General features: G+C 53.1%; 17 protein-coding genes. 14 read left to right on the top strand and 3 right to left on the bottom strand.

From position 1 onward, the window contains the following. Positions 1–2 precede the first annotated feature (2 nt). The 11 genes from BM205_RS09710 (at position 3) to BM205_RS09660 (ending at position 12,104) form a co-directional block, all read left to right on the top strand. Positions 3–1,274: a Tad domain-containing protein gene (locus tag BM205_RS09710; RefSeq protein ID WP_092414305.1), complete on the top strand. Its 1,272-nt coding sequence runs from the start codon at positions 3–5 to the stop codon at positions 1,272–1,274. An 11-nt stretch (positions 1,275–1,285) separates the two neighbouring features. Further along, positions 1,286–1,729, top strand: a complete 444-nt coding sequence (locus tag BM205_RS09705) for a TadE/TadG family type IV pilus assembly protein (RefSeq protein ID WP_092414304.1) — start codon at positions 1,286–1,288, stop codon at positions 1,727–1,729. Further along, entirely contained in the window at positions 1,726–2,154 is a 429-nt protein-coding gene (locus tag BM205_RS09700) for a TadE/TadG family type IV pilus assembly protein (RefSeq protein ID WP_092414303.1), read from the top strand. Before BM205_RS09705 ends, BM205_RS09700 begins: the two co-directional genes overlap by 4 nt. Positions 2,155–2,171: 17 nt before the next feature. Next, a complete protein-coding gene (locus BM205_RS09695; RefSeq protein WP_092414302.1) occupies positions 2,172–3,323 on the top strand; it encodes an AAA family ATPase in 1,152 nt (383 codons plus the stop codon). Positions 3,324–3,393: 70 nt separating this feature from the next. Beyond that, positions 3,394–4,740 (top strand): CpaF family protein, encoded by a 1,347-nt coding sequence (locus tag BM205_RS09690; protein WP_092414301.1) that lies wholly within the window; start codon positions 3,394–3,396, stop codon positions 4,738–4,740. Positions 4,741–4,753: 13 nt separating this feature from the next. After that, the gene (locus BM205_RS09685) at positions 4,754–5,746 is read left to right on the top strand and encodes a type II secretion system F family protein (RefSeq protein ID WP_092414300.1); all 993 of its coding nucleotides are present in this window, start codon (positions 4,754–4,756) and stop codon (positions 5,744–5,746) included. A gap of 11 nt (positions 5,747–5,757) precedes the next feature. Next, entirely contained in the window at positions 5,758–6,669 is a 912-nt protein-coding gene (locus BM205_RS09680; RefSeq protein ID WP_092414299.1) for a type II secretion system F family protein, read from the top strand. Between the two features lie 188 nt (positions 6,670–6,857). Beyond that, positions 6,858–8,408 carry a hypothetical protein gene (locus BM205_RS09675; RefSeq protein WP_139227230.1) on the top strand — a complete coding sequence of 517 codons (1,551 nt, stop codon included), beginning with the start codon at positions 6,858–6,860 and terminating at the stop codon, positions 8,406–8,408. Positions 8,409–8,473: 65 nt separating this feature from the next. After that, positions 8,474–9,241 carry a class I SAM-dependent methyltransferase gene (locus BM205_RS09670; protein ID WP_092414297.1) on the top strand — a complete coding sequence of 256 codons (768 nt, stop codon included), beginning with the start codon at positions 8,474–8,476 and terminating at the stop codon, positions 9,239–9,241. Beyond that, positions 9,199–10,479, top strand: coding sequence for a glycosyltransferase family 2 protein (locus BM205_RS09665; protein WP_254783829.1), 1,281 nt, complete (start codon positions 9,199–9,201; stop codon positions 10,477–10,479). Before BM205_RS09670 ends, BM205_RS09665 begins: the two co-directional genes overlap by 43 nt. A 62-nt stretch (positions 10,480–10,541) precedes the next feature. Beyond that, positions 10,542–12,104: a hypothetical protein gene (locus tag BM205_RS09660; RefSeq protein WP_092414296.1), complete on the top strand. Its 1,563-nt coding sequence runs from the start codon at positions 10,542–10,544 to the stop codon at positions 12,102–12,104. 84 nt (positions 12,105–12,188) lie between these two features. Here the strand turns inward: BM205_RS09660 and BM205_RS09655 are convergent, their stop codons facing one another. Both BM205_RS09655 and BM205_RS09650 read right to left on the bottom strand, forming a co-directional pair. Then, positions 12,189–12,875 (bottom strand): response regulator, encoded by a 687-nt coding sequence (locus tag BM205_RS09655; RefSeq protein WP_092414295.1) that lies wholly within the window; start codon positions 12,873–12,875, stop codon positions 12,189–12,191. Positions 12,876–12,887: 12 nt separating this feature from the next. After that, positions 12,888–14,594: a sensor histidine kinase gene (locus BM205_RS09650; protein WP_254783827.1), complete on the bottom strand. Its 1,707-nt coding sequence runs from the start codon at positions 14,592–14,594 to the stop codon at positions 12,888–12,890. A gap of 386 nt (positions 14,595–14,980) precedes the next feature. Here BM205_RS09650 and BM205_RS09645 point away from each other — a divergent pair, with 386 nt between their 5' ends. Next, positions 14,981–15,979: a sulfonate ABC transporter substrate-binding protein gene (locus BM205_RS09645; protein ID WP_092414294.1), complete on the top strand. Its 999-nt coding sequence runs from the start codon at positions 14,981–14,983 to the stop codon at positions 15,977–15,979. Between the two features lie 151 nt (positions 15,980–16,130). On the opposite strand, the gene BM205_RS09640 is transcribed toward BM205_RS09645, so the two are convergent. Next, on the bottom strand, positions 16,131–16,994 hold the full coding sequence (locus tag BM205_RS09640) for a MurR/RpiR family transcriptional regulator (protein ID WP_175511224.1): 864 nt from the start codon (positions 16,992–16,994) through the stop codon (positions 16,131–16,133). Positions 16,995–17,331: 337 nt separating this feature from the next. Between BM205_RS09640 and BM205_RS09635 the strand changes: the two genes are divergently transcribed. Both BM205_RS09635 and BM205_RS09630 read left to right on the top strand, forming a co-directional pair. Further along, complete coding sequence (locus BM205_RS09635) at positions 17,332–18,609, top strand: allantoate amidohydrolase (RefSeq protein WP_092414487.1); 1,278 nt, start codon at positions 17,332–17,334, stop codon at positions 18,607–18,609. Beyond that, a partial coding sequence (locus tag BM205_RS09630; RefSeq protein WP_139227229.1) for an aromatic amino acid lyase occupies positions 18,606–19,060 on the top strand: 455 nt, incomplete at its 3' end. The genes BM205_RS09635 and BM205_RS09630, both read left to right, overlap by 4 nt.

Raw genomic sequence — 19,060 nt, 5'->3', positions numbered from 1 at the left:
TCGTGAGCCATGTTGTTAGCCATCGCCAGGACGGGGCAGTGATAGTTACCGTATCGCTCGTCCTGCTGCTCCTGCTGGGATTCATGGCAATTGCACTGGACTTTGGTCATCTGTTCGTCGTGAAAACAGAATTGCAAACGGCGATGGACAGTTGTGCTTTGGCTGCAGCGCAAGAGCTTGACGGCGAGGGCACCGCGTTGACACGTGCTTGGAGTGCCGGAAAGACCGCGGGAAACTTGAACGGCGTCAATTTCCAATCTGCCACATGGAGTGGCCAAGGGGCACTCGTCAACGCAGATATTACCTTCAAAGACTCCGCCTATGTTGCCACTGTCGATCCGACGAAGGCCAAGTATGCGCAATGTCAGCATACGCAGTCAGGCGTGAAAATGTGGTTGCTGCAATCCATGGGCGCTTTTTCCGGTGATACAGCGACATACTCGAATACAAAAAATGTACTGGCGCTCGCGGTGGCGACCCGTGCAAGTGCCCAAACCACGTGCCCGATCCCGGTTGGATTGAAACCCAAGGCAACCGGAACCGCTCCGAATTACGGATTCCAGATCGGCGAGTGGGTCAACATGATCGGCAATGGCACGCAGTCGAATGGTGAAATGGGATGGTACAACTTGAACGGCAGCACGAACGCGAGTGAGACAAAAACGGAACTTGGCGAACCAGGATATTGCGGCACCAAGCTGGGCGATACATTAGGAACCCCGGGCATCCAATCTTCAGTGGATGCCACGTGGAATTACCGTTTCGGTATCTATAAGAATAATGATCCCGGTCCCAGCGTCAATCATCCCGATTATTCGGGCTATGCGTATACCTCGACCAATTGGACCAACGCAGTTCCACAAAACGCCTGGTCGGGGACGCCGGCAGCGGGCTCAGATCCGAGTGCAGCCAACTTCACCACGAAACGTGCGGCCTTTGCCTCTTATGACAATACCGGAACCAGCGTGAACGGCGGAGATACTATTACGGGTTTGTCTATGAAAGGTGGTTTCAAAACATTGGCTACACCTGGCGCCGGGGGCGAACACAATTTATACGGCTTTAGCAGAAGGTTGGTGACCTCACCTGTCGTCAATACCTCGAACAAGGTGATTGATTACGTATGCATGTTCATGTTGCAGCCGTTAAGCGGGCCTACAGCAACAGTGCAATTGGAGTTTCTAGGCAATGCCGGCACTACGAGCAGTCCATGTACAACGAATGGGCTAGCAGGCGGTGCGGCCGGCCCGCTTGTCCCGGTTTTAGTTCGCTAAGAGGGTTTGCCATGAAAACCAGACAGAAAGGCACGGCGATCGTTGAATTTGCCCTGATCCTGCCATTGTTGCTGCTGTTAACTTTCATTACAACGGAATTTGGCCGAGCCATGTACCAGTACAACATCATTACCAAGTCAGTGCGGGATGCGGTTCGTTATCTATCCGTGCAAACGCCGGGAACCCATACCGCGGAAGCCAAAAATTTGGTGGTTTACGGCAATACTGCCGGAACTGGAACACCTTTGGCGCTTGGTCTTGACTCGACAACCGTGACAATAACGCCGACCTGGGTAACGGCAGGCTCTAATCCTCTGATCAATACCGTGACGGTTACGGTGAGCGGCTATCAATTCCAGCCTTTGTTCAGGAGTGTGTTTAGTCTTTCGTTCGCTGGCACGAACGGCACCATTACTTACAACAATATCAGCGCGGTGATGCGGAGCTCAATATGAAAAATCAATCTGGAGCTACTGCTGTGGAGTTCGCTTTGGTGATGATCCTTTTCCTGACTTTTTTGTTGGGAATAACAGATTTCAGCCGCATGCTTTTTACCTGGAATGCAGCAAACGAGGCCACTCGAGCTGGAGCGCGGTACGCCGTTGTCTGCGATGACACGACTAAGCAGGCGGTGGTTCTGGCGAAGATGCAAACTCTTTTGCCACAGATTACAGGCATCAGTCTGGCGTGGGCTCCGTCGGGCTGTACCGCTTCTACCTGTGTAGGGGTAACGGTGACGATCACCGGTCTTAACTATCAATGGATATCGCCCATTGCCGGCAGCGCGAAACTTGCCGCGATACCGATGCCTGTTTTCTCTACTTATTTACCACGGGAAGTCATGCGGCAAGACCCGAACAGTGCAGCAATTTGTTCCTAACGCTCAGGGAAATGAAAATGAAGATCGCAGTGATTTCTCCCAATATCAACAGCCTGCAAGAGATGGGCAGGATGCTCGGTGCACACTCGCACTCGGCCACGCTGGTTGAAGGCGGTAAAAGCCGGATGCGTGTCGTCGCCGAACAGGAGCAGCCGGATTTGATGCTGGTTGAAGGCATGTGCTGTGATCCGGCCGAACTTGCCCAGGTCGAATATGTCACAACCCATCACCCGAGCATTGCAGTCATTTTGCTCTGCGCCACGCACACGCCGGAATTCCTGATCAACTCGATGCGTGCAGGCGTGCGAGAAGTGTTGCCTTCGCCGGTGACTGCCAGTGCGCTGGAAGCCGCTGTCAGCCGCATCGCAGCCAAGCGTATCGGCAGCCATGCCAGGAATCTTGGCCGGATACTGGCATTCATGCCATGCAAAGGCGGTAGTGGCGCCACTTTCCTGGCGACCAATCTCGGCTACCAGCTGGCGGAAGCCAAGTCTGTACTGCTGATAGACCTGAATCTGCAATTTGGTGAGGCATTATCGTTTGTGCATGATGGCACACCCGCCTCGACTCTGGCTGACGTCGCTCGGGATATCAGCCGGCTGGATGCCACGTTTCTGGCGGCCAGCACGGTCAGGGTGGCGCCCAACTACAGCATACTTGCAGCGCCGGAAGATCCTGCGCAAGCCATGGAGATGAAGCCTGAGCATGTTGACGTCATCCTCAACCTGGCAGTAACCCAATACGATTTCATATTGCTCGATGTAGGCAGAACCCTGGACACGTTGACGATCAAGGCACTGGATCGTGCCGACCGGATTTTCCCGGTATTACAAGCAGGGCTGCCATACATTCGGAATGCCAAGAAACTGCTGACAATATTCAAATCGCTGGGCTATCCGATGGACAAGGTCGAGCTTATCGTCAATCGCTTCGAGAGGAGCGGGGACGTTGGCATCGATCATATACGGGACGCTTTAGGGGCGATCACTTTGCACACCGTTCCCAATTCGTATAAAGAGGTCAACGCATCGATCAATCACGGGGACCCGATGATTGAAGCGGCGCGCTCCAATGCGGTGACCAAGAATCTGGCCGCGTTCGCGCTATCGCTCAGTCCCAGGGAAGAAGAAAGTCGCAGTCTGTTAGGCCGGCTATTCAGACGGGCATGAAAGAGCCCGGAGCCGCAAATTTTCAACCGAATCTCAGTGTCAACCAGCATGCGTAACCGGAGCATATAACATGTCTTTCCGAGAAAAATTAAACGCCGTCAGGGTAGAGTCGGTCGAGCGGCAACAGGGACCGGTCGCAAGCGATGCGTACAAGATATTGAAAGGCAGGATACATCTCAAGCTGCTGGACAAGTTCGATTTGACGGCCCTGGAAACCTTGGCCCCCGAAATGCTGCGGCAAGAAATCGCTACGATGGTTGAACGCTTGCTTCAGGACGAACAAGCGGCGATCAACGATGTCGAACGACGCTCGCTTATCCGCGACATCCAGCATGAAATGCTTGGGTTCGGGCCGCTTGAATTGCTGATGGCCGATCCGACCGTGTCCGATATCCTGGTCAACTCTTATGAGCAGATCTATGTGGAGCGCAAGGGCAAGTTGGAGCTTACCAACGTCACCTTTACTGACGAAAAACATCTACTGCGCATTATTGACAAAATCGTGTCGTTGGTGGGACGGCGGATTGATGAGTCCAGCCCTATGGTAGACGCCAGGCTGCCCGACGGTTCCCGGGTCAATGCGGTCATTCCGCCGGTGGCGCTGGACGGCCCCATGATGTCGATTCGCCGATTCGCGCATATTCCTCTCAAAATGGATAACCTGATTAGCGAGCTCAAGAGCTTGACGCCGGATATGGCGATCATGCTTGAGGGTTTGAGCAAAGCTAAAGTCAACATGATCATCTCCGGCGGCACCGGCGCTGGCAAGACGACATTGCTGAATATCCTGTCCGGCTACATTCCGGTATCGGAGCGGATCGTCACCATCGAAGATGCCGCCGAGCTGCAGATGCAGCAGCCGCATGTGGTACGCATGGAAACGCGGCCAATGAATATCGAAGGGAAGGGCGAGATTACCCAGCGTGCTTTGGTGCGCAACGCGCTGCGGATGCGGCCTGACCGGATCATCATTGGCGAAGTGCGCGGCGGCGAAGCAGCCGATATGCTGCAGGCGATGAACACTGGCCATGAAGGATCGCTCACTACCATCCATGCCAATACACCGCGAGATGCGCTATCCAGGCTCGAAAATATGGTTGGCATGGCAAATGTCAACCTGCCTCACAAGGTCACGCGACAACAAATTGCTTCAGCCATTACAGTAATTATTCAAGCCATCAGACTGACCGATGGCAAGCGGAAAATCACCAGCATTCAAGAGCTGACCGGCATGGAAGGTGATGTGATCACCATGCAAGAAATATTCGCTTTCAAGCAAACCGGTATTGGCCTCGACGGCGAGGTCCAAGGCTATTTCCATGCGACGGGCGTGAGGCCGAAGTTTACGGAACGTCTCCGCTCGTTTGGCGTTGCATTGCCAGACGCCATGTTCGATCCCGCTAGACACTATCAATGAAAGGAGGGCAATCATGCTGCAATCACTCGGCGGTAACGTCTTCCTGATCATAGCGGTGCTTGTTTTCGTCGCGGTGGTCGTGTTTCTGGAAGGCTTCTATATGATGTGGAAGTCATACAGGGGGCCGCAAGCAAAAAAAATTGCGAAGCGCCTGCAAGCACTCTCAGCCTCGCTTGATCAAACCAAGCAATCGCAACTGTTGAAACAGCGGATGCTGAGTGAAATACCTGTATTCGAACGCATATTGCTGAACCTTCCCAGAGCGCGTAGTTTGGATAAATTCATCCTGCAGGCTGGCCTGGACTGGACCGTATCCAAGCTCCTGCTGTCATGCCTGGCATTGGGAGTAGCGGGTTGCCTGACGATGACTTCGCTGATTCATCAAACCATCCTGTTGGGGGCGCCGGTTGGTATTGCATTGGCCGCTTTGCCTCTACTCTATGTACGCTATAAGCGGAGCCGTCGTTTGACCAGGATTGAACAGCAATTGCCTGAAGCGCTGGATTTGGTGACTAGGGCATTGCGTTCCGGGCATGCATTTTCGTCCGGCTTGCAAATGATCGGGGACGAAATGGCGGAGCCAATTGCCGGCGAATTCCGCATCGTCCACGATGAAGTCAATTTCGGCGTATCGATGCAACAAGCGTTGACTAATCTGAGCCAGCGCGTACCGATTACCGATCTGCGCTACTTCGTGGTCGCGGTGCTGATTCAACGCGATTCAGGCGGCAACCTGACCGAGGTGCTTGGCAATCTGAGCCGCTTGATTCGTGAGCGCCTTAAGCTATTTTCCAAGATACGGGTATTGTCATCCGAGGGACGCTTATCTGCCTGGATTTTGGGAGTAATGCCATTCGCGTTGGGCGGAGTCATGAGTCTCCTGAATCCGGATTTCATGGCGCCCTTGTGGCACGATCCTCTCGGCATAGCGATAATCAAATACATGCTCATATTGATGGTTGTCGGCATTCTTGTTCTAAGAAAAATCGTCAGAATCCGGGTATAGGGGAGAATAAAATGCTAATACTATCCATACTCGTTTTCTTCACTGTGACGTTGGCACTGGCAGGATTGTTTTTATGGCTGGCGCCAACCAAAACAGAACAGCGGCTGCAAGCAATGTCCAATCCGGCAGAGAAGCCGCAATGGACTGAAACCATCGTCAATCTGGTTGGCCCCTTTGCCAAGCTGTCTTCGCCAACCGGTAATTGGGAAGCATCACCGCTGCGCATAAAATTTCTCAATGCCGGAATCAGGTATGACGATGCGCGGCTGGTTTATTTTGGCATCAAGACATTACTGCCCCTTGTCTTTGCGGCCCTGGCATTCCTGGCGCTGAGACCAATTATGGATTATGACGGCCTGACGTTTTTGCTGTACCTGATGCTGGCAGCCATGATCGGCTGTTACCTGCCTAATTTTCTGCTCAATTGGAAGATCCGCATGCGTAAGCGGGAAATTTTTGAAAGCTTCCCTGATGCAGCTGATCTGATGCTGGTTTGCGTCGAAGCCGGTTTAGGACTGGACGCAGGTCTCACCAAAGTGGCTGACGAAATCAGGATGAAAAGTGTCGCCCTGGCAGAGGAGCTGCATTTGACTAATCTGGAAATGAGAGCCGGGGGGACACGAGAGAAATCCTTGCGTAATCTCGCGCTGCGTACGGGGGTTGAGGAAATAGGTACGTTCGCCACCATGTTGACTCAGGCAGACAAGTTCGGAACAAGCATGGGCGAGTCCTTGCGGGTATTTTCCGATGACCTGAGGCACAAGAGGCAAGTGCGTGCCGAGGAAATGGCTGCCAAGGTTCCGACAAAAATGCTGTTCCCCTTGGTGGTTTTCATATTTCCGTCAATCATCATGGTCATCTTGGGGCCGGCTGTTATTCAAATTATCAGAACCATACTGCCGATGCTGAGCGGGGGACACTAAGAGATTGAAACGGTGCCAAAAGGGCTGGGCACAATAGAACGCACCCAGCCAATGGGGAGGCCTTGCCAGTTGCAATGCTTGAGGGATGCGAATTTTTCAGCTTCTGGTTATTAGCCTTCACAAGATCGTTTGTGCTGATTCATTTCAGAACGGTTCTTTCATGTCGAAGTACATAAAAGCCTGCCATCATGTTAATGACCATAACCGCACTACTCAATAAAACAAGGCTGTCGTTCATTGCCGCATTCCTGTTTCTGCTTTTTATTCAGCCTCTGATTGATCCCGACTATTTTTGGCATCTCAAAACGGGAGAGTACATCTTCTCCCATCATGCGCTGCCGGCCGGCGACATCTTCTCATTCACACGTTTCGGACAACCCTGGGTACTACATGAGTGGCTCTTCGAGGTCGTACTGTACGGTATGTTCGCATGGTTGGGGCCGCTAGGCGTCAAGCTGTTAACAATCACTTTCGCTATGTCCGCCCTCGGCCTTGTCTTCGTCCTTACGCGGCGAATCGGGCAGTCACCGACGGTCGCGTTTGTCCTGATGCTTGTCGCCATTGTCCCTTTTGCGGGCAGCATTTCACCGCGCCCACAACTGATTACCTATGCTTTCTTCGCCATTTTCTTGTTTGTGCTGCTGAGCCATAAATACTACAACGCAGGACGATCCCTGCTTTTGCTGCCGCTCCTGATGGTCATTTGGGTAAACGCCCACGGCGGCTACGTGATCGGCATCGCCCTCATCGGCCTGTTCACGGTGTGCGAATGGATCGGTTATTGGACGGGTGTGAGAGAGTCCCAAAAAAAACAGCGCCTGGTCTGGCTAACGCAGATTACATGCGCTACAGCGTTGGCAAGCCTGGTCAACCCGGAATTCTTGGCGCGTTGGTTATATCCTTTCCAGGTGTTGGGCATGGCGGCGAACGAGCGGATACAGGAATGGCAAAGTCCGAACTTCCGTGATTTTGGCCCGAAAGCATACTTGACGTTAGTCCTGATCTTTATTCTTTCTTACATTTTTGCATCACGCAAGCCTGATACCACGGAAGTGGTGATTCCAATATTTTTCCTTGTGACCGGCTTCTTGGCGATACGGCATATTCCTGTGGCTGTTTTAACCGTTATCCCTTTCATTGCTCTCGCGCTTTCAAGAGGTACTGTAGCCGCTATTTCGGCGAGTTGGCATCGATCGGGTTTGGCGCGCTGGTATTTCAAATGGCTGGGCAACAGCAGCGAGATAGGTCAACGCGAATTTGCATTGAACTGGATCGTGTTGGTCATTTTTATTATCAGCCTGATGGCCTACGCGCCGACCTTTCATGCCGGTGACAAAGAGAAAACCGATGACTTGCTGCCGGTCAACGCCGCCAGCTTCGTTGCGGCCAGTGGCATTACGGGCAACATGTTCAATAGCTACGGTAACGGAGGCTACCTGATTTATCGTTTGTCGCCGGCTTTGAAAGTGTTTATTGACGGACGCGCGGATGTATACGGCGATAAGTTTTTTTTGGATTTCCTCGACATCTATGAAGGTAAAGCCAATTGGAAAGAGAAATTCGACAGACTTTCGATCGACTTCGTCATCGTTGGCAAAGACGCACCGATCCGGCAGCTCTTGTTGGTGGATAGCAGCTTCAAAGAAGTTTATGTCGACCGGCATTATTCAGTTTTATTGCGCAATACCTCGAAATTTCAGGCGCTGCTGAGCAAGGCGACTAACCAAGGACCAGGTTAGTAGTCCTGTCGAACAAATTACAACCCGGCATCCAAGCCGGGACCAAGGAACCAGAAGGAGATGGCATGGCTTCCGAACTTGAATTGGTGGCGCTGCAGGAAACGTTGTACCGTTCCAGCAATCCGACCCGACGCTGGCTGCATTGCACCAGGCGCGACTGGATTTTTGATGCGTTGCGCCGCTGTGCGCCGCCTGCCCATGCGCGCGCGTTGGAGGTTGGCCCCGGCTCTGGTGTCTACCTGCCTGTGCTGGCGAGCCTGTTTGACGAACTGTACGCGACCGACATCGAAGCAGCCTACTTGAATCATGCCGCGCCCCTGCGGCAAAACCTACCCAACTTGCAACTGACGCGGGACGATATATGCGCCTCGTCCTTGCCTGAGCACAGCTTCGATCTCATTCTGTGCACCGAAGTTGTTGAACATATTGCCAATTCGGCGGCAGCGTTGAGCGGGATGCAGCGTTTGCTGAAGCCGGGCGGGGTGCTGGTATTGTCGACGCCGCAGCGCTACAGTCCGCTCGAACTGGCGGCTAAGGTCGCTTTTCTTCCCGGTGTGATTCAGTTGGTGCGGCGTATTTACGGCGAACCGATACTGGAAACTGGCCACATCAATCTGATGACGGCGCGCACGGTGGAGAGTCAGATGGTCGCCGCCGGTTTTGAGGTTACGGAACGATACCAGTCAGGGCTATACCTGCCCTTGGTTGCCGAATTTGGAGGGGCATTCGGGTTGAGATTGGAGCAGTGGCTGGAGCGGAAGTTGCGAGGCACGGCTGGCTCCGGGCTGTTATGGACCCAGTATTACATCGGGCGCACGGCGCGCCAGAGATAGTTGTGCTGAACGCTGGCGGAACTTATGCATGTACCGGACTTGCAATAGACCTGCATCGTGTTTCTGTTAATTTTTCAGATGCATTGATCGGGCGTCACATGTTTTCTGATTTGGAGGGGAAAGCGATGTTACTCGATAAAATGGAGATAGAACAAGCTCCCAGGAGATCGCTGTCGATTGTGGTCCCGGTATATAACGAACAGGAAGTCTTGCCCGAATTCCACATGCGAATGTGCGCCGTGCTCGATACGCTGGACATGAGCAGCAAGATCATTTACGTCAACGATGGCAGTACCGACGGCACGGTCGATGTTGTCAACGAACTGCAGACGCGAGATGCGCGCGTGATGCTGGTAGACCTGAGCCGCAATTTCGGCAAGGAAATTGCGCTTACCGCCGGCCTGGATCACGCCGACAGCGATGCCGTGATCGTCATCGATGCCGATCTGCAGGATCCGCCGGAACTGATTCCCGAACTTATCGCGCAATGGCTTGCCGGCTACGACGTTGTATACGCCAAGCGCACTTGCCGTGACGGCGAGGGCATGTTTAAAAAGGTCACCGCGTTTTTGTTTTACCGACTGATCCAGAAAATGTGCCAGATCCGGATCCCCGAAGACACCGGCGACTATCGCTTGTTGAGTCGACGCGCGGTCGGAGCAATTGCGCAGTTGCGTGAGCAGCACCGCTTCATGAAGGGCCTGTTTACCTGGATCGGCTACCCGCAAAAGGCCGTCCCTTACAGGCGCGCACCCCGTTTCGCGGGGGCCACAAAGTGGAACTACTGGAAGCTGTGGAACTTCGCGCTCGAAGGGATCACCTCTTTTACGGGCATCCCGCTCAAGGTGGCTACCTATGCCGGAATGGTTAGCGCTATAGGGGCGTTTGGGTATGGCTTCTACATGATCTTGCGCACACTGATTTATGGCAATCCGGTACCGGGCTATCCATCCTTGCTGGTTGCGATCATGTTTCTCGGTGGTATGCAACTGCTGAGTATCGGCATCATCGGGGAGTATCTCGCCCGTATGTTCGACGAAAGCAAGCACCGACCGCTTTATTTTTTGAAGACCTGCCGGCCCGTAACCAGTTTCCAGCGTATGCCGCCAACAGTTCGGGCCAGCGTCGAGCCGATCGAAGAGGGCGCTGACAAATTAGTCGGGTCAGAGACGCATTGCGACAAAACTTCCGTGCGTCATTTTCCTCCGGCTCATTCAATGCGGGCTTTGGCCCGTTGAGGTGAGATTAAGCAAACGACACACATGTTTTACAGGAAAAATAAATATGCAGGGAGACTAAGTTGAGCATAACGATTTCTAGCCAATACTCCCCTCTATCACGATGGCTAGGGCGGAACATACGCTGGGTCTACGGGATTGGTTTCATTGGCCTGCAAGCCATTGTCCAGTTTCCAATCTTCAATAGTTCGTTGCCTATGCTGTCGGACTACCCCAATCACCTCGCCCGCATGCATATCCTTCTCAACGCCGGGCGATTAGCTGATCTGAACAATTTTTATGAAATTCACTGGGCAGCGATACCGAACTTGGCAATGGATGCCGTGGTACCGGGGCTTGCTTCAATTGTCGGGCTCGAGTTGGCGGGTAAGCTCTTTTTAGGCCTGTTATTACTATTAATATCAAGCGGCACCATTGCCCTTCATTACGTACTTCACCGCCGCTTTTCGCCGTGGCCGTTTATGGTATTTCTTTTTCTCTACAATCAGATATTTCTCTTTGGGGTGGTGAATTTCCTGTTCGGAATCGGTGTTGCACTTTGGGCGATCACTGCCTGGATCCTGGTTAGCAGTGCACCTAGATGGTGGCATATGTTTGCCTTTTCTTTAATTGCAATACTGCTTTTGTTGTGCCATTTGTCTGCTTTTGCCTTTTTTGCACTCGTAGTCGCAGCTTACGAATGCCGTCATGTCGGGCTCGGGAAGGAGGGCGCGCGCCGTTGGCGTGCCTTAGGTATTTTAGCCGTGACATTGATAGTGCCGATTGTGTTTTTCTTGATGTTCAGCCCGACAGGGGAGTTGCAAAAAATCGACCTGCATGGACTTACGCTGCCCCAATTTATCATGGGCACGCTTCTGGCAAAGCCATTTTATTTGGTGTCGGTCTTTTTTATGAATTACGAGAAGTTGCTAGATGGCTTTACGTTGATTGTCGTGAGCACTATTTTAATACGAGGGCATTTCTCCGGTTGGCTTGTAGTTCATCGTTCGATGGTGTTACCGCTTAGTTTCGTGGGCATTGCATATCTTCTTGTGCCACACGAATTCTATGGGTCGTGGATGGCAGACTCGCGGTTACTTACCGCTCTCGCATTTATTTTCTTAGGAAGTACGGACTTCAAATCGAATATGACGCCGAGTTTGCGGATCTTGCTCGCGAGCTTTCTCGTATGCCTACTCTTTGTCCGGACCATCGTCATCGTTGATTATTGGAAGCAAGCGGACACGTTGACCGCCTCCGCAACCAAGGCCTTGGACAAATTGCCGACGGGAACGCGCGTGTTTGTCGCATTTTCGAAAGAGAAAAGTAATGATACTTTTGTCGATATGTTCGGCATCTTCTTGCCATGTCTTGCCATAATTTCTCGCTCCGCCTTTGTGCCGTCGCTTTACTCGCAGCCCGGAGCCCAGCCAGTCAGTCTCACACCACAGTTCCGGTTGACGAAGGCGCCCATGCCCGGGCCAGAAATACCACGCGGTCAAAATCCGGATTGGGACCGAGTGTTACAGGATTACGATTACGTTTGGGTGGCGGACCATGCAACGTTCGCATCATTTCCTTCTGCGAGATTGTCGATTATGGCTACCGATGCGCGTTTTGATCTTTATCGAGTCTTGAAAAAATGACCGTAGATCGGTATTGGGGGTGATCTCGCGTTTAGTTGCAGCGTAGTCCGCCTGGAGCTCGCTGTCTTGCCCATTTAATTGCAATCAAGGATTAGGATTCCCCAATTGGTGCTTGATCGCATAAACGTACAACTCAAGGCGATTGCTCACATCCAGCTTGTGATATATCGAGGTCAAATGGTTGCACAGGGTGTGTTCGGAGATGAACAGCCGCTGCGCAAGTGTTTTATTCGAAGCGCCGCTTCCCTCGACAATCGTGTGAATGATTTTTTGTTCCTTGGCGGTCAGGGTTGCTTTCTTTTCCGCTTCAAAGTCAGGTTTGCGCACAGCGACAGGAGTCATGAGTTCACCGAATACCCTGCCAAGCGCTTCACGGTCAAGCCAAAGTTCACCTTGATGGGTTTTTTCTATTGCCTTCAGCACCTGTTCCGCCGATGCGTCCTTGTGCACTATCCCGCGAGCCCCCCTGAGAACCGCCGTATCCAACGTCGCTTGCCTGCGCTCGCCGGTCAGGATCAATACGCGTGACACACCATTCGCTAGCAGGGCCGGCAGGATATCAAGACCGTCTTTTCCGTCCAGGTCGAGGTCCAGCAAAATCACGTCCGGGGCCAGTTGTTCAAACTTGGCCAGGGCTTCTTCACAGCCTCGCGCGGTCCCGACCACCTCCATCCGTGGTTTCTCACCGTCGATCAATTTACCCAGTCCCCACAGCATGGTCTGATGATCGTCGATCAACATTACGCGAATGCTTTCTTCTGCCGGCTTCATGATTTAACCTCTTCAAACGGGTATCTCGACATGTACGGATGTTCCGCCGTCCGTCCCTGACTTCACGTGCGCCCTTCCGCCGAGCGCGGCAGCGCGCTCGGTAATAGACCGTGGCACGAAATCGACTGGCGGAGCGCCGGCGCCTTCATTCTCGATCTGAATCTTCAACCATCCGTTTACACACTGGAGTTTTACGCATCCCCGTTGCGCGACGGTGTGCTTGCATATATTGCTCAACCCTTCGCGCACGACTTGCATTACCTCGGCAATCAGGCGATCGCTGACGTTGAGTTCGCCCTCCATGCTGATCTCGATATCGATCCCATAGAATTCTCTGACTTGCGCAGCTTGCTGACGTAGAACTACAAGAAATACCGGTTCAGTCTGTCCGTGTGCGTTTTTAAATGTTCCGGCATAACGACGTAAATCGCCGATGACCTGTGCTGCCATTGCCATCAATTTGTCGATATCCTCGATCAGCGGATTGTCGGCAGAAGCTTTATTGCGCACGGCGCTGAGTCCCATTTTCAAGCCGATATACGGCTGGATCGCAGTATCGTGAATATCCAACGCGATCTTTTTCCGCTCTTGGGTGACGGCCTCCGACGCCATCCGGTCGAGAATTTCAATGTTTTCGATAACGGGAAATGCCTGTTCGGCGATATGACTCAAAAACAGGGCATCCGTTTTGTTGAATCTGTTCTTCTGTGAGACTACATAAATGCGGCCGTCACCTTTTCGTAATGACAATGGAACGCTGATAAAGGAATCTGTCGCCAGCAACTCGGCCATGTTCTGGCTTTTTTCCTCATCGCGTTTGATCCATTTTCCGCTCGCACTGTCGTACGTCAGGGACCCTCCGAATATTGACATGGCCGGTCCGAGCGGGCGGATGTACGCAACGACATGATCCTGGGAAAAAGCCATGAGCCGTGATGCCGCTTCTGCACGAACTTCTATGGCATTGATCGATTGCTCCGCATCGCCTTCTTTTATAGTCCGCAATGAATAGATCGCGGAATCCTTGTCCCGCATCACCAGAATGCAGCTGCTGCCTTTAAAGAATGTTAATGTTTTTTTCAGGACAGAGGTAATGGTGTGATCGACCCCGAAACGAGGATTCGATAGCCGACTGACATCGCGAAGCAAGGCGATGCGACGTTTTAGTTCTATTTTCGACTCCCCCCAGCGCGCGCTCATGTAGCCGAACGTCAGCAAGAAGGTGGTGCGCAACAATAGCCGCGGAAGATCTTGCCCGGTCTCGGTGATCAAGCCGCTTAAGATGAGCATCAGCGCTGACGCGATGGTAATTCGCGCGCCTTCTTCGAAACCCCAGCGAAAAGACGCAGTGAGAATGGCGAAAAAGAAGAACAGGGAAAAAAAACTGTTGATGCCGCCAGTAAACAAAACGATCAAGGCATACCAGCAGATATCCAGCCAGTGGATCAGCTTGCTTTGCGAGAACGGTATGTTAAGCAGCGAAAAAATGTAGATGGCAATGCTGTGAACGATATAACCGGAAAAGGCGAGCCAGGTGAAATGGTCGACACCGCTCAAGCCGGAAGGATCGACAAAAATCGCCAGTAAACCCGAAACAGCCAAGACCAGCCGCATCCGGGCAACCATCAGCGCATCGGCGGCATCTGTGGTCAGACTTGCCGCGATTTCATTTTGTTCGTCCAACTTGGATGCCGGCATAGTGTTTTCGCGCCAAGACATTGACGTGATCCTCTCCCTTTGTTTCCTTGCGCGCTCCTTGTTTATCGGATACGCCAATTAGGCGCGCTTGTATCTGGAAACCACCAAATAAAATAATGTCTTTTGACAATGTTTCTGTGTTTGTAATTTTTTGTTAAACATTGTTGGTGTTGATTTATATACTGCACATTCCTTATGGGATTGTCAATGTCGCGATGGCTTATTCGAGCAGCGGTGTTGCGCGGAACGGAAAATAAGTCAGGAGAGAGTTTTGGGGGCTTGGTCGCGGCGTGTTGTCGAGCAACGGTCATCTATGTAAAAACCGTATATGCATGGAAGCAATGATTACTTTCACGAAACTAACCGTGTTCGTATACTCGAAATCACCAATAGCCAGGGAAGACAACATGAGCATCGTGCATAGCAAGAACAAGAACAAACCAAACGTTAGCGCCTCCGGCAAACGCCGGCAACTATTACAGGCCGGCCTGGGCCTGGGCTTTGCTGCCATGGCTTTATCGCCATTGCTGGCGCATGCGGCACAGCGGGAATTCCGGATCGGTTATCAGAAAGGCTTGTTAAGCCTGCTCAAGAAGCGCGGGACGTTGGAAAAGCGGTTGGCGCCGCTGGGGGTAACGATCAAGTGGATCGAGTTCTCTGCCGGGCCGGTGCAACTGGAAGCGCTCAACGTCGGCTCCATCGATTTCGGCGATGTCGGTGAGGCGCCGCCGATCTTTGCGCAAGCCAATGGCACGCCCATCGCTTATGTCGCCGCAACTGTGCCGCGGCCGGCAGTGGAGGGAATCCTGGTCCGGGGCGATTCTGCCATCAAGACCGTGGCCGATCTGAAGGGTAAAAAAATTGCCCTGAACAAGGGTTCGAATGTGCATTACTTCCTGGTCAGGTTGCTGGAAAAGTCCGGCCTGAACTATGGCGACGTCACCCCGGTCTGGCTGTCGCCGGCAGATGCGCGGGCAGCATTTGAAAAAGGCGCGATAGATGCCTGGGCAATCTGGGATCCGTATCTGGCTGCCGCGGAACAGAGCCTGTCGGCGCGCATCCTGGCCGACGCTACCGGCGTGGTCAAGAATCGCGCCTATTACTTTTCCTCAAAAGACTACGCACTCAAGAATGCCGATGTGCTCAGCATAGCGATTGACGAGTTGAACAAGATCGATGTCTGGGGCAGTGCCAATCGCAATGAGCTGTCGGCCGAACTGGCAGCGGTATGGGGCATACCGAAACCCATCGTCGATGTGTTGGTCAAGCGCTCCTCGTTCGGCACCGAACCGATCAGCAAATCGATCCTGGCTGAGCAGCAGGTTATTGCTGATACGTTCTTCGATCTGAAACTGATCCCGAAGAAAATCGACGTGCGCGAGGCGGGGCCGGCGTCGTTGACTTGATAGTTGCTGATAGTTGCTGATAGTTGGATTAGCCGTTAATGTCAGGTTGATGATCTTCATGTCGCCCGGACAAGCGGTTTCACTTCAAAGTTCTGTTCTCGCTTAGTCCGGTCGGTTCCGGCGCCTTACTTGCCCTTATGGGGAGCGGAACTCACAACTCCCTTAATGCTGCGTGCAACTCTTCAATTTTTACCAATCGCTGCCGGCCGGCATTGCCAACCTTTTCAATTACCTGTGCCGACAAAACGTGGCAAAGCGCCATTACCGCAGTGTGGTTGTCGAGCGGTATCGGACTTTTCGTATCGCATTTGAGTACCCAGTCCGCTCCCAGGTCGCCACGGTTGGAAGAGTCTGTGATTAGCAGCGTTTTTACGCCGAAACTGCTGACCGCCGCAATCAAGTCGGCAAGCAACGGATTACGTCGTCGCAATCCAAAGACGATGAACAGATCTTCAGGCTCCAGGCCGACCAGATATTCCGCGATCGTTTCTCCTGACACCGGCAACACATAAACGTTGCTGCGGAACTGAATGAATTGCCAGCGCAGGTAGGAGGCAAAAAAATAATTGTTACGCTGCCCGAAAATCCTCACTTGGCGAGCCGTGGCGATTTTCTTGCCGATTTCATTGATTAGCGTGGGCGATATTCCGGCAAACGTGCCGCGAATGTTCTGCGTGCTGGAGGCGATATGTTGCTCATACAAGTCGGCGCCATCTTCAGCGGTGTTTTGTTCCGGCCGGTCCAGCAGGTAAAGCGGTGAGCCCCAATCCTGCCCCTGTCGGGCCAGGCGCCGCATCTGATCGTAATTTTGATAACCGAGACGCTGTACCAGCCGTGTCATCGTGGCATTGGACACGCCGGCCATTTTTGAGATTTCAGATGCCGAGTAGCTAGCCATGTGGCCAGGCGATTCCAGGATCATGTCGGCCAGGCGCTTTTCAGCTTGGGGCAGTTGACTGAGATGTTGCTGGATACGCGTCGACAGCGCCGCCGCGGAAGATGTTGTTTTAGTCATGAGTTGCATCTATGAAATGCGAGTGAAAAATTATTTTACACGATGTGAAAAAAAGATTTGACACGAAGTGAAAAAAGATTTTCAATGAGTCGTGCGTGAAAATAAATTACCAATAAAGAGAATTGCCAAAGCAAGGTGGCGGAAGTTGTTCTTTATCCCTCACTTCCGGTTTAAGCAGCAGGCAACGAATAAGTACTAAGAAACGCATGCGTCTTGCCACATTCAGCGAAAGATTGAAAAGCGTAGACGCATAAAACGCATCACCTTGCTTACAGAACAATAAAGCTTGGCAGTGTTCAAACCTTAGGAGACAAAGATGGAAAAGCACGGCCCAAAAATGAGTACGTTATCGTCTAACCCGGCACTAGAGTATCCGAACGAAATCGGCCAATGCATCATGTCCGACGCCCAGGCGCTGGCCGTCCATACAGAAACGGCGGGCATGATGACCCGCACCTATCTGACGCCGGCCCACCACGGTGCTGCGGCGCAGCTGGCCGACTGGATGTGCGCAGCCGGCATGAACGTACGGCGCGATGCGGCCGGCAATGTCATCGGCCGTTATGAGGGGCTGACGCCAGGCGCTCCCGCTCTTTTGACAGGGTCGCACTTCGATTCGGTACGCAATGGCGGCATTTTCGATGGCAATCTGGGCGTCTTGCTACCGATAGCCTGCGTTCAGCGATGGAATGCCGAAGGCAAGCGCTTCCCGTTTGCACTTGAAGTCATCGGTTTCGCCGAAGAGGAGGGCGTGCGCTTCAAGGCGACCCTGCTCGGCAGCCGTGCGGCGGCTGGCACTTTCGATATGGCGGTGTTGGATAACCGTGATGAGGATGGCCACACGATGCGGGAGGTGATGGCGGCGTCAGGCTTCCATACTGTCGGCTTGGCGAAAGCGGCTTATGCACCTGAATCGGTGCTGGCTTTTGTTGAAGTCCACATCGAACAGGGGCCAATGCTGCTTAGCGAAGACCTGCCAGTGGGAATCGTGACCGCGATCTCCGGCGCCTCGCGCTTCATGGTTGAGATTGAAGGCCTGGCCGGCCATGCCGGCACCGTGCCGATGGATATGCGGCGCGACGCCGCCATGGCAGCAGCGGAAATCGGCTTGTACATTGAACGGCGTTGTAGCGGAACACCGGGACTGGTTGGCACTGTCGGCCAGTTCAATGTGCCGAACGGTGCTGCCAATGTAGTCCCGGGCAAGGCGATTTTTTCGATAGATATCCGTGCTGGCGAGGATACGGTGCGTCGGCATGCGACGGCCGACGTTCTGGCTGAAATCGAGAAGATCGGACAACGCCGCAACGTGATCATCCAGACCCGAAAGACGCACGAGGCGGCCAGCGTCCCTTGCGCCCCTTGGCTGCAAACGCAACTGGCAGCGGCAGTCGAGCGGTGCGGATCGCCGGTGCGGTATCTGCCATCCGGCGCCGGACATGACGCCATGGCGATGGCTGCAATCGCAGATGTCGCCATGCTGTTTGTGCGTTGTGGCAACGGCGGCATCTCTCATCATCCGCTAGAGACCATGACAGTAGAAGACGCAGAAACGGCTGCCAATGTTTTCACCAATTTTGTAGAAAATTTTAAATCTGAATCGAATAGAAAATGACGAAAACAAATATCACCATAGATGGCTTCAACCTGACTGCGCAGCAAGTAGTCGACGTCGCCCGTGCGCCGCACTTGCCTGTGACCCTGGCCGACTCTTCACGCGCCGCCCTGAAAGAAAGCCGCGACTACATCGAATCGACCTGGATGCACGATGAAGCGCCGATGATGTACAGCTTCAACACCGGCGTCGGCTTGCTGAAAGACACCCGTATCAAGGTCGAACACATCGAGCTGTTCCAGACCCAGCTGATCAAGGCCCATTGCGCCGGTATCGGCGAACCGTTCTCGGAAGAAGTCAGTCGCGCCACCATGCTGTTGCGCGCCAATGCGTTTGCCAGCAATTATTCGGCGCCGCGGGTCGAAGTAGTCGATCGTCTGCTGGCCTTCCTGAATGCCGGTATCCATCCAATCATGCCGCAAAAAGGGTCGGTCGGCGCGTCCGGCGACCT

It is taken from the genome of Collimonas sp. OK307 (assembly GCF_900113705.1).
Taxonomy (GTDB): Bacteria; Pseudomonadota; Gammaproteobacteria; order Burkholderiales; family Burkholderiaceae_D; genus Collimonas.
This window is presented reverse-complemented; position numbering and strand designations above follow the sequence as displayed.